Origin of the sequence: Pseudoalteromonas lipolytica (assembly GCF_001306915.1) — a bacterium.
GTDB lineage: Bacteria > Pseudomonadota > Gammaproteobacteria > Enterobacterales > Alteromonadaceae > Pseudoalteromonas > Pseudoalteromonas simplex.
Window position 1 is genome coordinate 240,139 of record NZ_LJTC01000007.1, and the last position, 14,345, is coordinate 254,483.

Annotated in this window: 12 protein-coding genes; 3 read left to right on the forward strand and 9 right to left on the reverse strand. The window is 43.6% G+C overall.

Annotated features, from left to right (window positions below):
• Positions 1 to 14 precede the first annotated feature (14 nt).
• From flgG to AOG27_RS12315, 8 genes are all read right to left on the reverse strand, one after another.
• A complete protein-coding gene (gene flgG / locus AOG27_RS12280) occupies positions 15 to 803 on the reverse strand; it encodes a flagellar basal-body rod protein FlgG (RefSeq protein WP_054553306.1) in 789 nt (262 codons plus the stop codon).
• 21 nt (positions 804 to 824) lie between these two features.
• Positions 825 to 1,589: a flagellar basal body rod protein FlgF gene (locus AOG27_RS12285; RefSeq protein WP_054553307.1), complete on the reverse strand. Its 765-nt coding sequence runs from the start codon at positions 1,587 to 1,589 to the stop codon at positions 825 to 827.
• Between the two features lie 159 nt (positions 1,590 to 1,748).
• Positions 1,749 to 3,116, reverse strand: a complete 1,368-nt coding sequence (flgE, locus tag AOG27_RS12290) for a flagellar hook protein FlgE (RefSeq protein WP_054553308.1) — start codon at positions 3,114 to 3,116, stop codon at positions 1,749 to 1,751.
• A gap of 51 nt (positions 3,117 to 3,167) precedes the next feature.
• Positions 3,168 to 3,851 carry a flagellar hook assembly protein FlgD gene (locus AOG27_RS12295; RefSeq protein ID WP_054553309.1) on the reverse strand — a complete coding sequence of 228 codons (684 nt, stop codon included), beginning with the start codon at positions 3,849 to 3,851 and terminating at the stop codon, positions 3,168 to 3,170.
• Positions 3,852 to 3,864: 13 nt separating this feature from the next.
• Positions 3,865 to 4,296 carry a flagellar basal body rod protein FlgC gene (gene flgC / locus AOG27_RS12300; RefSeq protein WP_036970207.1) on the reverse strand — a complete coding sequence of 144 codons (432 nt, stop codon included), beginning with the start codon at positions 4,294 to 4,296 and terminating at the stop codon, positions 3,865 to 3,867.
• Positions 4,297 to 4,298: 2 nt separating this feature from the next.
• Entirely contained in the window at positions 4,299 to 4,709 is a 411-nt protein-coding gene (gene flgB / locus AOG27_RS12305; protein ID WP_054553310.1) for a flagellar basal body rod protein FlgB, read from the reverse strand.
• 135 nt (positions 4,710 to 4,844) lie between these two features.
• Positions 4,845 to 5,675 (reverse strand): CheR family methyltransferase, encoded by an 831-nt coding sequence (locus AOG27_RS12310; RefSeq protein ID WP_054553311.1) that lies wholly within the window; start codon positions 5,673 to 5,675, stop codon positions 4,845 to 4,847.
• 21 nt (positions 5,676 to 5,696) lie between these two features.
• Positions 5,697 to 6,629 carry a chemotaxis protein gene (locus tag AOG27_RS12315; protein ID WP_054553312.1) on the reverse strand — a complete coding sequence of 311 codons (933 nt, stop codon included), beginning with the start codon at positions 6,627 to 6,629 and terminating at the stop codon, positions 5,697 to 5,699.
• Between the two features lie 142 nt (positions 6,630 to 6,771).
• On the opposite strand from AOG27_RS12315, the gene flgA reads away from it, so the two are divergent.
• The 3 genes from flgA to flgN all read left to right on the forward strand — a co-directional run bounded on the left by flgA (position 6,772) and on the right by flgN (position 8,300).
• Entirely contained in the window at positions 6,772 to 7,476 is a 705-nt protein-coding gene (gene flgA, locus AOG27_RS12320; protein ID WP_054553313.1) for a flagellar basal body P-ring formation chaperone FlgA, read from the forward strand.
• Between the two features lie 79 nt (positions 7,477 to 7,555).
• Complete coding sequence (flgM, locus tag AOG27_RS12325; protein ID WP_054553314.1) at positions 7,556 to 7,876, forward strand: flagellar biosynthesis anti-sigma factor FlgM; 321 nt, start codon at positions 7,556 to 7,558, stop codon at positions 7,874 to 7,876.
• Entirely contained in the window at positions 7,869 to 8,300 is a 432-nt protein-coding gene (gene flgN, locus AOG27_RS12330) for a flagellar protein FlgN (RefSeq protein ID WP_054553315.1), read from the forward strand. Before flgM ends, flgN begins: the two co-directional genes overlap by 8 nt.
• A 147-nt stretch (positions 8,301 to 8,447) precedes the next feature.
• Here flgN and AOG27_RS12335 read toward each other — a convergent pair whose 3' ends face one another.
• Positions 8,448 to 14,330, reverse strand: coding sequence for a beta strand repeat-containing protein (locus AOG27_RS12335; RefSeq protein WP_054553316.1), 5,883 nt, complete (start codon positions 14,328 to 14,330; stop codon positions 8,448 to 8,450).
• Positions 14,331 to 14,345 lie beyond the last annotated feature (15 nt).

The window sequence follows — 14,345 nt, forward strand, 5'->3', positions numbered from 1 at the left end:
CTGCCTCCTACCCATTAAAGTTGCTGATTGATGTAACTAAGCATTTCATCAACCGCTGAAATCACTTTTGAATTCATTTCATAAATTCGTTGCGTTTCAATCAAGTTAACAAGCTCTTCCGTTACATTCACGTTAGAGGTTTCAAGGGAACCTTGAACCACAGTGCCTAAACCGTCGATACCAGGATTACCTTGCACAGGTGCGCCACTCACAGCGGTTTCTGTGTATAAGTTTTGCCCCATAGGCTCAAGACCCGATGGATTAATAAAATCACTAATGGTGAGCTGACCGATGACCACGTTCTCTGCTTGACCTGAAATACGCACTGATACTTCACCGTCTTGTGAAACAGTAATTGATTGTGCATCGTCTGGTACGTTCATTTCTGGCTGTAATGGAAAACCCGCGCCGGAAGTTACAATGCGACCATCTTCGTCAGTCGTGAATTGACCATTACGTGAATAGGCAATATTGCCATCTGGTAATTGCACTTCAAAAAAACCTGGGCCTGAGATCATCCAGTCCAATGAATTTTCAGTGGTAAGCATATTACCTTGTGAAAAGTTCTTTTGGTTAGCAACCACTTTGGCACCGGCACCAAGCATTAAGCCTGACGGCATTTCAGTGTCTTGCGACGAGCGGCCACCTGGCTGGTTAATGTTTTGATATAGTAAATCTTCAAATACGGCGCGGCTTTTTTTGTAGCCTACCGTGCTGGCATTCGCGAGATTATTTGAGATCACCGAAATATCGGTTTGCTGGGCGTCAAGCCCGGTTTTACTGATCCATAATGCAGGATTCATAACTCTACCCTCTCAGTCATCTTAAACAATGCGTAACAGCTGATCTTGACGCTCATCGAGCTCTTCGGCTGTTTTCATCAATTTAACTTGTAATTCAAATTGGCGTTGATTGCTGATCATATCGACCATTTCATGCACTGGGTTTACGTTCGACATTTCAAGCGTTCCCGACAGTACTTTTACGTTTGGTGAAATGTCACAAAAACCACAAAGGTCATTGACCAACATGTCTTCTTTTGGTCGAAATAAACCGTCATTGCCTTTTTCAAGCTGAGTGTTATCAGCCTCAATCACTTTTAAGCGATCAACCACTTCCAAAAAGTTAGCAGGCGCACCTTGCGGGCGAACCTGAATAGCGCCATCTTCACTAAACTCAACTTTTTCAATAGGCAATGGCAAAATGATTGGACCACCTTCGCCAATTACTTGACGGCCATGGCTCGTGATCAATGCGCCATCTGGAGTAATGTTTAATGTGCCAGTTTTGGTGTACGCCTCATTGCCGGATGCATCTTGTACGCTCAACCAACCACGGTCGCTCATCGCGATATCAAGCTCACGGCCAGTTTCAACAAAACCACCCGATTCCATATTAGATCCTGGGCGTTCTTGCATTGCAAACACCCTAGATGGCAGACCTTCACCGAAGGCTTGCATAGAGCGAGCTTGTGCAAAATCAGCTTTAAAGCCAGTGGTGTTAGCATTAGCAAGATTGTTGGCCTTGAGCTCAAGACCTCGCAAACTTTGCTTAGCACCCGACATGGCAATGTAGACCATTTTGTCCATAACATTGACTCACTAAAAATACGATAATTAAGAAATGCAATAAAAGTGCCAAAGTAAAATTGACGCTAAAATAGAAGAGAAAAATGAAAGTAAGAATGAAAAAAGGCTGCCAATAGAGGAAGCAGCCTTCGTGTCGGATTAAGCTTAGAACCGTTAAGATTAACGGATCTGTAGGATGTTTTGTTGTAGTGTTGAGTTAACCTCAAGCGCACGTGAATTTGCTTGGAAGTTACGCTGAGCACTAATTAAGTCAACAAGTTCATTGGTTAAGTTAACGTTTGATTGCTCAAGCGCTGATGAGTTAATTGAACCTAGAGTACCTGAACCTGGTTCACCCGCAATCGGCTCACCTGACGTTAAACTCTTCTTCCAAGATGTATCACCAACTTGTTGCAAGCCCTGTGAATTAGAGAAGCGCACCATAGCAACTTGACCTAGGAACGACGTATCTCCATTACTGTATGACGCAACAATTTTACCGTCAGAACCGATATCAATTCCTGATAGACGACCTACAGTCGCACCATCTTGCTCTAATGCTTTTACTTCAAAGTTACTTGCGTATTGAGTTGGAACTTTATTTGCTGTTGCCGCTTCATCACGCCAGTTAATAGTCACATCATCAGGGAAACTTGCACCATTCGAAAGTAAATCAGAAAGGCCTGTCGCAGCACCTAAACCACTCGGTAACGTTAATGGATTAAATGTTGTATCAGTATTCGCTGTACCATCTGTACTTTGTGGTAAGCCACTGGCATCAAACTGAAAAGTTGATAATGGTGTATAAGGTGTTGTGGTTTGCTCAACACCTGTTGCATCAAATGGCTTTTCATCTAATGTAGCGTATACTTCCCACTCATTTTCATTACCAGTCACTGTAGAATCAGTTTTCACAAAGAAGAACTGTAGAATATGCGGTTCACCTAATGAGTCATACACCGTTGTCGATGTAGAGCTGTTATAAGTTGCACTTGTTTCTGGATCGAATGGTGTCACAGTTGGCGCAGAGGCACGTGAATCAAGGTTAAATGACGAATAAACATTCGTGGTTGCACGTGGTGAACCTGATGCATCTGGAATTTGTAGCGCAGAAGATGTACTTAAGCTTACAGAGGTTGTGTCACCGGTTGCTTCATCAACAGGGAAACCTTGTAAGTAATTACCGCTCGCATCCACAATAAAGTTATCTTTATTAAGTTTGAACGCACCAGCACGCGTGTAAGTAAAATCTTGTGCACCTAAGTCATTCGCCATTGCGAAATAACCTTCACCAGTAATTGCTAAATCAAGTGAGTTATTTGTGAAAGAGAGTGAACCTTGGTGGAATTGTTGTGCCACCATTGTTGTTCTTACACCGTCACCATTTTTTGTTTTACCAGAACTAAATACTGATGATGCGTATACATCAGCGAACTCTGCACGAGACTCTTTAAAGCCCGTAGTGTTAACGTTAGCAATATTATTTGCTGTTACGTCTAAATCTTTTTGTGCGGCTGCTAAGCCTGTTAATGCAATATTGAAGCTCATAACTCACCTCTAACCTATCTCTTAGCCTAAGCTAACCCAAACCTTTTATACTTATGCGATTTCAGCTATATCAGTTAGCCTAACCGCACCCTCTTTTGTATTTACGATAATGCCGCTTGCGCCATTAATATTGACACTTTCAATATTCTTAAAGGTCGCCATAGGCATACTGCTGTAGTCTCCATTTACAAAGCCTTCAGCACTGATGTCATACTCGCCTTCAGGGAGCACATTGCCATCGTTATCTTTACCATCCCACTCAAAACGCAGTGCGCCCGCAGACTGAGAACCTAATTCAATGGTTCGTACTAACTGACCTGAAGAATCTGTTATTCTTAGCGTTAAAGATTCAACGGCTGTCTCAGCAACCACCGACCCTTTAGCAAGGTTTTCACCGTCAAAGTCAATGGTGTCAGACTCTAATAACGCTTGCTTACCAACCAAAGTGGAAGCCTGTAACGCAGAATTTGATGTCATTGATGCAGTCAGTGAGTCAAACTTCTCGTTTAAGTTTGAAATACCTTCAGCCATAGTAAAGTTCGTCATCTGCGCGATCATTTGATCGTTATCAGCAGGGTTACTCGGATCCTGGAACGACAACTGCTGTGTTAACAACGAAAAGAAATCTTCCTGAGAAAGTGTGTTGTTGTCTTCCTCAGTTGTTTGCGTATTGCTTTGATTCCAACGCAAGCTATCCATATAGGATGATGATGCAGAGCTGATGTCGTTACTCATAACTTATCCTCGATTACCGTTGTCCTAACAACAGTGTTTTACTTAACATTTGCTTAGCTGCATCAGCAACTTGCACATTTGTTTGGTAAGAGCGAGAGGCAGAAATCATATTTGCCATTTCTTCTACAACATTAACGTTAGGTTTGTAGATATAACCATTTTCATCCGCACTTGGGTGATTCGGGTTATATTCAATTTGTAGCGGCTTATCGCTCTCTACAATACCTAAAACTTTAACGCCTACAGAAGAGCCCTGAGGATTGCTTTGCGATGCTGACGCTTTGGTCAACTCTGCAGCAAAAACAGGATGGCGCGCTCGGTATGTCTGGTCTTGGCTAGAGCTAATCGTGTTTGCATTCGAAATATTACTCGCTGTGGTATTTAAGCGCACATTTTGTGCACTCATACCCGTGCCTGAAATATCAAAAACATTATATAAACTCATGATTAAGCTCCTTGACTACCGAGGGCTTTTTTAAGGCCTTTAATTTTACTACTCATAAATTGCAGGCTTGCCTGATACTCTAATGAGTTCTGTACATACAAGTTTCGTTCCACTTGTATATCTACAGAGTTACCATCGCCTGTATCTGCTTGATTTGGCGTACGAAACATTTCTGCACCGCCAACAAAACGGCTGCCTCCGGCAATATGTTTAGCATCGGTTCTTACCATGCTATTGCCGCCTTGTTGGTTGCTTTTTGCCGCTTTTAATGCAGAGGCAAAATCAATGTCTTTCGCTTTATAGCCCGGCGTATCAGCATTAGCGATATTGGTCGCTAATAACTCAGCGCGTTGTGAACGGATCAACATTGCATGGGGGTGAACACCAAATGCTTTATCAAAACTGATAGCCATAACCATCTCCAAAAAATTGACTCTAGAGTGATTAATGCAAAAGCTAAGCCAATAATGAAGGGGATATTTTATTTGCGTAAGATATTGAATAATAGATAAATTTAGCAACCTAAGAACTAGGTTGCTAAGAAAGGTTTACTTTTTCTGGTAGATGATGCCTGGATTACAACGAACCATCTCAAAGCTATCACTTAAGCCCGCCATTGATTCTGACGCACCTAAAAAGAGGTAACCTTTAGGGTTTAGGGCTTGAGCAAATTGCGAGATAATTTTAGCTTTTACCTCTGGTGAGAAGTAAATGAGCACGTTACGGCAAAATATAATGTCAAACTTGCCCATTAAAGCGTATGAATCCAGTAAGTTAAGGTGTCTAAAGCTGACCATTTTACGTATAGGGTCAATGACTTGAGCCATTCCATTGCCGCTGTCTTTAAAGAACTTTTGACGGCGTTCCATCGACAAACCACGCGCAAGCGCTAGCGAGTCATACTCAGCGTTTTTGCACATATCAAGCATGGTATTAGAGATATCAGTGCCGATTATTTGCGCCCCCATCTTTAATACACCTGGGTTTTTTGACTGAAACTCGGCAACCGACATGGCAATTGAATACGGCTCTTGTCCTGATGAACTTGCCGCTGACCATATTTTTAATGGTCTACGCACATCTTTAAGCTCAGGAAATAATTTCGTTTTCAATAACTCAAACGGATACTGGTCACGAAACCAAAGCGTTTCATTGGTTGTCATTGCATCAACCACAGCGGCACGAAGCTGCCTCTCATGAGGACTCAGTGTTTTACTTACCAACTGCGATAAAGACTCGACATTAAAACGCGCCATAAGTGGAGCGAGACGGCTTTTAACTAAATAAAGTTTATTATCGCCAAGCACAATGCCGCATTGTTGCTCTAAAAAAGAGCGAAATTGATCGTATTCGCTTTGTTGTAAATGCTTATTTTCCAAAGTAATACCACCTATAAACTATTAATCACAATGAACCCATTTTTTTACAGCAGTCGCTAGTTCATCTGGGTTAAATTTAGCAATAAAATCGTCAGCTCCCACTTTCTCAATCATTGCTTGGTTGAATACACCACTTAAAGAAGTATGTAAGATCACATGCAAAGGTGATAATTTTGGATCGGCCTTTATCTCGGCGGTTAAGGTATAGCCATCCATTTCTGGCATTTCAACATCTGAAATTAATAAGCCAACTCGCTCAGTAATATCGTTCTGGCAATCAAGTTGAGCTATTTCTCTTAGTCTTAGTAAGGCCTCTTTGCCATTTTTAGCAAGCTCAGTTTGTACACCAAGTGGCTCAAGCGCTCGTTTTACTTGATTTCTCGCGACAGCAGAGTCATCAGCAATAAAGACGATTCTTTCACCTAAATCTTTCTGGAACTCACCTTCACCAACAACATCTGCGCTAACTTCAGTGTTCACTGGGCAGATTTCATTTAGGATCTTTTCAACATCCAAAATCTCAACCAGTTCGTTTTCTATTTCTGTGACTGCTGTTAGGTAAGAATAACGTCCAGCTCCCGAAGGTGGTGGCATTATTTTTTCCCAGTTCATATTTACGATACGTTCTACACCACCAACCAAAAACCCTTGTACTGAACGGTTGTATTCGGCAATGATGATAAAGCTGTCTTTTATGTTTTCAATTGCAGGACCACCGACAGCCATTGATAAGTCAATAACAGAAATAGTTTGTCCACGAATATGCGCAACACCGCGAATATAGGCATTTGATTTTGGCATGTTCGTAAGTGGCGGGCATTGCAAAACCTCTCTTACTTTAAACACGTTAATACCAAAGCGCTGACGCCCTCTGAGTTTGAATAATAGTAATTCAAGGCGGTTTTGCCCAACCAACTGAGTTCGCTGGTTAACTGAGTCTAAAATGCCTGCCATTTCAATCTCCTAAAGATAAACAATCAGAGCTGGAACAATAATTGCCTTCTTTGTGTTAAAGCTACATAAGGTTACGAAGCGTCTGTTTTTTGACGCAAAATATTTATACCTTGTTTTCAACAATAAGCATAGTCGAAACAATATGAGTTTGTTAAAAAAAAGCCGAAGATACAGTGTTTTTTATTTTCTTTCTAGCCTGTTGTTTGCAACACAACTACAAGCAGAAGTCTATAACAACGAGCAACTTCAACAGATCGCTGTTGATTTTGTGAGTGAACACATGCCTGACTTGAACACAACACCACAGATAAGCGCTTTGCCTCTGGATAGTCGCATTCCTGATAGGTTATGTGAGTCGCCATTAAACAAAGAGTTACCAACAGAGCCTCCTTTTAATCGGCAGGTCACGGTACAACTTAAGTGCCAAGACATAAATAGTTGGACCCAATACGTTCACGTTAGAATTATAGAACTTGAGCCAGTCGTTGTTGTTACAACGAGTCTTACTCGAGGTGAAGTTATTCGTGCCGAACATTTACGCCTAGAAATGAAACCTAAGCAATTTGTTAGAACGCAATACGTACAAGATGAGTCTATACTTATTGGCAGTCGCAGTAAGCGAAATTTACGCGGTGGTACACCTATTGTTATGAGCCAAGTTTGCATGGTTTGCAAAGGCGATAACGTAACTATCTATGCTTCGTTACGGGGCTTAAGGATCAAAACAACCGGAATTGCGCTAGAAGATGGCACGTTAGACGAATTAGTACGTGTAAAAAATAAAAAATCAGGTAAAGTATTAAATGCGCGTGTGGATGGAGTCGAGTCTGTACAGGTAAATATTTAATTTTAACTATTTATGCTAAAGTATCCGCTGTGCCCGCCGATATAAAGGCATAAGTTGGGTAATGTATAGGTCAAAAATTATGGTAAGCAATGTCAATAATGGTCAACAACAGCCTTCTGTGTTGACAAATACCAAGCAAAAAAAGCTTGATTTACAAAAAGATAATGCTAATGCAGCTGCTGCTAAATCAGCCGCACCTAAAGCAAGTGCAGATTCTGTCAGTTTAACACCTCAGGCAAAGCAGCTTAAATCACTGCAAGAAAAAGCAGAGCAGTCTTCTGGTTTTGATAGCAATAAAGTGGCTGAGCTGAAAAAAGCGATCAGCGAAGGTAAATACCAAATTGATGCTGAAAAGCTAGCAAAGAACATCGCTGCATTCGAGTTTGATGTCTATGGCTGATCATAATCATTTAATAGCCAGCAAACTAACACAGCAAGTTTCGTGCTTGGAGTCTATTGCTGCGTTGTTAGATGATGAATTGACAGCCATTGCTGCAAAACGTGGCGAAGGATTAAAGAGTATTGCCCAACAAAAAATTTCTTTGCTCCAACAAATCCAAACCATAGATAAAGAAGTGCAAAAGCTTGTCGCGCACAACGAATCGCAAGATGATGACGTGAGTGCACTTATTAAGCAAGTTAACACTCTCCTAGCAAGCTGCAAAAAGAAAAACGATGTAAACGCCCATGCGGCTCACCAAGCACAGTTAAGTGTTAAACAACTTAAAGATATTCTAATCGGTGCGCCTTCATCGATGACCTACGACCAAGGCGGCAGCGTAATTCAAGGTGATAAAAAAATCGTCCACAATTTGAAAGCCTAAACCCCAATATTATTCTTTTAAAAAAACGCGATAACTAAGTTAGTTATCGCGTTTTTTAATGTTTGCTGAATTATACCAATCCACGATATCACTCAATTAAGCAAGGTACTGTAAGAAAAGCGCATTTCAGCGCTTTTCTTTTATTGATTAAATATCTACAGATTTATTTCCATCTTCGATTAGTTTCTTAATCATGTCCTCTGATTCACTCTGAATATCACTTGCAGGTTGTGAACTTATTGAGTCATTAGGATCAAAAGCTAAACTTTGCTGTTCGCTATCGATATTCAATGCCAGTACCTCACTTTGTTCTGAGTCACTTAAAACATCATCGATTGTTACTTCAAGCGGAGCAGAGTTAGAGTGCAATGTCGGTTCTGTATCCGCTTTAGCTAATATCACGCTTAAATCAATACTTTCACCGAGCTGCTCAGCGCCTGAAGTTGAACTTTCATTTTCTGGTGGCTCTTCAGAGTTCTCTAAGCCTGCTAAAACAGGTTCTTCTCCAAGAGATATGATGCCGCTATCAGGCTCTGATTCAATCACACCTGTACCGACTAAATCGTTAGAGGTGTTCTTGACGATATACTCACCAGTTTCAGTATCAACAATAGCAAAGTAATATTCATTCCCTAAATCAAGAAAAGAAAGCCCTATGCTCCAGTCACCGTCGCTATCAGTTGTGGTGCTTGGCGAAGAACCAAGAACTGAAGCGTCGATAATATTGAGTAAATTAAGGCCGATTAAGTTAGAGCCAATGGCATAAACCTCAGTTCCCGGCTCAGCAGTGCCTTCGGCGAAAGGTAAGAGTAAACCTAATATACCTGGATTATAGTTAGTAACATCAAAAGCATCTAAGCTAGGGTCATTACTATAATCAATACTCGATATAGTGGTTGTATTACCTGCAGCATCTGTCGCAGAGGCCTCAACATATGCGAGAGTTAATAAAGAGACTGACAAATTAAGCACTTGCCAATCACCATTAGCGTCAACGGTGGCTGTGTAAGGAACTCCTATGCCACCTCCAATTAGGTAGTTTGTAATGGTAATAACACTTCCTTCAGGCAAATCTGAAGTACCAGAAAGCGATACCAAGTTACCTAATAAGAATGACGGCGTGATTGATAACTCTGGAGCTACAGTGTCAACTTCTCCGCCCGTTTTACTATCAGTTCCTGTGTTACCTGCGGTATCTGTGATGCTTGCAGTGACCGAATACACTCCATCAGCTAACGCTTGACCTGCTTCAACTTGCCAATTGCCACTTGCATCAGTTGTGGTAGTAACTGTATGTTGTAAACCGCCTGCGGCAGTGAACACAATTACTACTGTACTATTTGCAGCATCAGATGTGCCGCTGATAACAGGGGTTGAGTCGTTTGTGAGTATTAAACTGCTTTGATCAATGCTCACAATCGGTGCCGTAGTATCAACCGCAGACGTTGTACTTACTGAACCATCATTCCCAGCAGTATCTGTCACAACAGCGGTTACCGTATACTGTCCTTCGGCAAGCGCTTGGGTTGCTTCAACTTCCCAGTTAAGGCTTGAATCAAGCGTTGTTTCAACACTATGACTAACACCTGCTGCATCAACGAAGGTGACAACCACTCGATTACCAGCGACTGCTCCTGTTGCACTGCCAGAAGCGAGCGGTGTTAAATCGGTTGCAACAGCAATCGTGTCTATAACAACATCAGGCGCAGTGATATCTATAATGCCAGACACCGAAGTGGTTGCGCTATTACCTGCAGCATCAGAGATACTGGCTTCAACCGTGTATGCTCCTTCAGCTATTGAGGAAGGTAATGCCACAGACCAATTACCTGATGCATTAACAATAGCAGAAGCAGTAACATCATTACCTAAACTATCAGACACAACTAACGTGACAACGGAGCCCTGAGGTGCATCACTGGTACCACTAATTGTCGGTGTAGTATCATTTGTAATTGCTGGTGCATTAACCAAGATTGATGGCGCCGTGAGATCTATCTCACCAACCTTTGATGCTGTTCCAGTTAAACCATTTTCAGTTACACTTGCATCTACCGTGTATTGTCCTTCACTGAGTACAGTAGCAAGCTCAACACTCCAAATACCACCCGTTACCGTTGTAGTTATTGTTTGTGTATTTCCAAGTGCATCTTCAACATTTATTGTAACTTGTGTGCCGTCTACTGCATCACTGGTACCTGAGATGATGGGGGTTGTATCATTTGTAATTGCCAACGTGCCAATAGATACTGTTGGTGCATTAGTGTCTAATGTTGCATTGTCTGTGGCAGTCGTCGTGTTATTTGCAGCATCAGTGATGCTTGCAGTAATAGTAACTGAACCATCGTCAAGTGGTGTAACAACATCAACTGACCAAGTACCATCAATTTGCACTGTAGCTGATAATGAATAAATATTCCCACCGTTAGAAACACTCAAAGAGACTATGCTACCTGCAGGTTCATTACTTGTACCGCTAATTGTAGGTGTAGAATCATTTGTCGTTCCTAAGCTATTAATAGTGAGCGAAGGAGCAAGTGTATCTATAGAACCAGATTCAGTATCACTGCCAATATTACCCGCAACATCCGTTATTGACGCTGTTACAGTATAGTTTCCATCAGGTAACGCGGCTGGTGTAACTTGCCATGTTCCATCTCCCAACACTGTCGCAGTCAGTGTTTGGGTATCACTATTGCTGTCTGTAATCGTGACAGATACTTGAGTTCCCGGCGATTCTGTTGATGTACCTGAAATAACTGGCAAACTTGAGTTTCCAATTCCCAATACGTCAAGCAATACAACAGGCGTAACTGTATCAACTGTTATTGATGCTGTTGCAGTTTGCGTGTTGTTTGCATCATCCGTTATGCTAGCCGTAATCGTGTAACTACCATCAACGATGTCGACAGGTACTACAAGCTGCCATGTGCCATCTGTATCAACCGTCGTAGTCAGAGTTTGACCCGCTATTTCAACAACCACTGAACCACCTATCTCATTACTACTACCCGAGATAGTTGGTCGAGCTTCAGCTGTGCCACCAATAGCATTTACGCTTAAAGTTGGTGCTATACTATCCAGTACACCTGTTGTTTGTTCAGTTGTTAAATTACCCACCTGGTCTCGAACCGATGCTGTTACTGTGAATGTGCCATCAGCAAGTTCTGCTGGTACATCAACAGACCAAGTTTGATCGCTTTGCACAGTTGCAGTAAAGCTTTGCGAATCTCCATTAGCGTCTTGAACAGTCACATTAATAACCGTTCCTTGACCCATATCCGTTGTACCCGAGATAGTTGGTGTTGTGTCATTAGTAAGTGCGGCAACAGACACTGTTAGTTCAGGTGCTACATTATCAAAATCAAGGGTGCTCACCGTTGCAGTGTTACCTGCTGCATCTGTTCCACTTGCTGTTACATAAGCTAAATTAAGCAGTGGCACAGTAATATTCGCTAAAGTCCAATCTCCATTCGCATCTGTAATGGCAGTGTATGTTAATCCAATTAATCCACCGACAAGGTGCTCAGTGATCGTGATCACACTTCCTTCTGGTAAGTCTGAAGTCCCAGACAAGCCAACCAAATTACCCAGTAAAAATGAAGGGATCACACGAATGTCTGGCGCTATAGTGTCGACTTCACCACTGTCACTGGCACTGCTGTTATTACCTGCTGCATCACTGATACTAGCACTGACTGTGTAGTTGCCATCAGCTAAGGCTTGCCCTGCTTCGGCGCTCCAATTACCTGAAGCATCTGTGGTGACTGTCACGGTATGGCTGATACCATCAGCATCGGTAAAGGTCACGGCGAGTGAGGTATTGGCTAAGTCTGAGGTGCCAGTGACCGTCGGTGTATTGTCGTTGGTCAGCGCTGGCGCATCAATGCTAATCGTTGGTGCCGTCACATCGATGGTGCCTGTTTCAGTATCGCTGCCTTCGTTACCCGCCGCGTCACTCACGGTGGCCACCACGGTATAATCCCCTTCGGCTAATGCCGTACTTGGCTCAACAGACCAACTGCCATCCGCTTGCACCGTCGCTGTCGCACTTTGTACATTACCGGCACTGTCAGTGATAGTAAGCAGCACTAAGCTGCCCACTGCCGCTCCGGTGGTTTGCCCACTAATGAGCGGTGTCACATCATTACTATCGGCCAAGGTATCAAGGCTAATCGTCGGTGCAGTAATGTCGATTTCACCAGTGGCACTGGCTGTTGCTGGGTTACCTGCTTGATCACTGACCGTCGCCGTAACCGTGTATTCTCCTTCTGCTAACAACGTGCTCGCCGCCACTGACCAAGTGCCATTGCTTTGCATCACGGTAGTGACTGTGTGGCTGTTGTTGTTTGCATCGGTAAAGACCACAGTGACTGTACTGCCTTGYGGGGCACTGGCTGTGCCACTRACTGTTGGCGTGGTGTCATTRGTGACGTCTAATGCATTTATATCAATCGCTGGCATGGTGGTATCAATGATACCTGTTCGTGTGGCCGTTCCATCAATGCCGTTTTCTGTCACGGTTGCGGTGACTGTAAAGTCGCCTTCAGCCAAAGCACTGCTTGCTGTGACTGTCCATGTTCCGCCATTAACCGTGGTGGTTAATGTTTCTGCTGGGTTGATACCATCATCAATTACCACAGTCACTACACTGCCATTGACCGCATCACTGGTGCCGTTAATCGTCGGTGTCGTATCATTGGTTTCGCCAATGACATTAATTGTGATACTTGGTGCGGTGGTATCCAGCACCGCGGTGTCATTAGCGGTTGTTTCATTCCCCGCAGCATCGGTGATACTGGCATCAATGCTGATGCTGCCATTGTTTAATGGGCTTGGTACATCTGCTGACCATGTGCCATCTCCCAGTACCGTGGCTGTAAAGGTATAGGTGTTTGTGCCGTCTGAAACACTTAAGTTAACCACACTGCCCGCCGGCTCATTGCTGGTCCCACTGATTGTTGGGGTATCGTCGTTGATGGTACCCAAGCTGTCTATCGMTAAGCTYGGTGGCAAGGTATCGATGCTGCCACTGCCTGTATCGGTGCCAACGTTGCCTGCCGCATCAACAATCGTTGCTGTCACGGTATAAGCGCCATCAGGCAAGCTCGGTGCTGTGGCTTGCCACGACCCATCSGCTTGCACTGTGGCTGTGACGGTATGTGTATCGCTGTTGCTATCCACAATAGATAAGCTCACTACCGTTCCTGCTGGCTCAGTAGAGGTGCCCGTAATAAGTGGCGTGCTGTCATTACCCAAGCCAGTGTCGTTAACCACCACCACTGGGGTTGTGGTATCGATAGAGCCTGTGGCATTGACCGTCGTTGGGTTACCCGCTTCATCACTAATTGTTGCTGATACAGTGTAGCCACCTTCGGCGAGTCCATTCGGTACTTCCACGCGCCAATCACCGCTACTGTCAACGGTTGCGGTCAGTGTTTGTACGGTGCCATCATTATCTGTCACCGTTACCGTCACCGTGCCACCAATTTCATTACTGCGTCCTGTGAACTCAGGCGTCACATCACTGCCCGCCCCAACGCCCGTTAAGGTTAAGCTTGGTGCAACGGTATCAATGACCCCAGTCACCGTTTCTTCTGTGAGGTTMCCCACCCCATCACGCACACTGGCGTCAACAGTAAATTGACCATCAGCTAAGACCGTTGTTGGACTCACTGACCAATTACCGCTGGCATCCACTGTCGCTGTCAGGGTGCTGCTATCACCATTGGCATCGGTGACGACCACAGTCACTTGTGCGCCTTCACCTGCATCACTGGTACCACTGATGAGCGGCGTATTGTCATTTCCTATTGCATCCACATTAACGGTGAGTGTCGGTGGTGTACCATCAAAGTCACTTGAACTGATAGTACGTACATTGCCTGCAGCATCCGATGCACTGGCTGTTATCGACGCTAGGTTCGCTAACGGCACGGTTAACCCTGTCAGTGACCAATCACCATTGGCATCGGTGGTTGCCGTATATGTCACACTGCCACCGCCTAATAAGGTTTGGGTGATGGTCACTGTGCTACCGGCGGG

Excerpts from the sequence above, each read along its gene's own strand:
- flgG (WP_054553306.1), bottom strand. The coding sequence starts at position 803 with ATGAATCCTGCATTATGGATCAGTAAAACCGGGCTTGACGCCCAGCAA.
- AOG27_RS12285 (WP_054553307.1), bottom strand. The coding sequence starts at position 1,589 with ATGGACAAAATGGTCTACATTGCCATGTCGGGTGCTAAGCAAAGTTTG.
- flgE (WP_054553308.1), bottom strand. The coding sequence starts at position 3,116 with ATGAGCTTCAATATTGCATTAACAGGCTTAGCAGCCGCACAAAAAGAT.
- AOG27_RS12295 (WP_054553309.1), bottom strand. The coding sequence starts at position 3,851 with ATGAGTAACGACATCAGCTCTGCATCATCATCCTATATGGATAGCTTG.
- flgC (WP_036970207.1), bottom strand. The coding sequence starts at position 4,296 with ATGAGTTTATATAATGTTTTTGATATTTCAGGCACGGGTATGAGTGCA.
- flgB (WP_054553310.1), bottom strand. The coding sequence starts at position 4,709 with ATGGCTATCAGTTTTGATAAAGCATTTGGTGTTCACCCCCATGCAATG.
- AOG27_RS12315 (WP_054553312.1), bottom strand. The coding sequence starts at position 6,629 with ATGGCAGGCATTTTAGACTCAGTTAACCAGCGAACTCAGTTGGTTGGG.
- flgA (WP_054553313.1), top strand. The coding sequence starts at position 6,772 with ATGAGTTTGTTAAAAAAAAGCCGAAGATACAGTGTTTTTTATTTTCTT.
- flgM (WP_054553314.1), top strand. The coding sequence starts at position 7,556 with ATGGTAAGCAATGTCAATAATGGTCAACAACAGCCTTCTGTGTTGACA.
- flgN (WP_054553315.1), top strand. The coding sequence starts at position 7,869 with ATGGCTGATCATAATCATTTAATAGCCAGCAAACTAACACAGCAAGTT.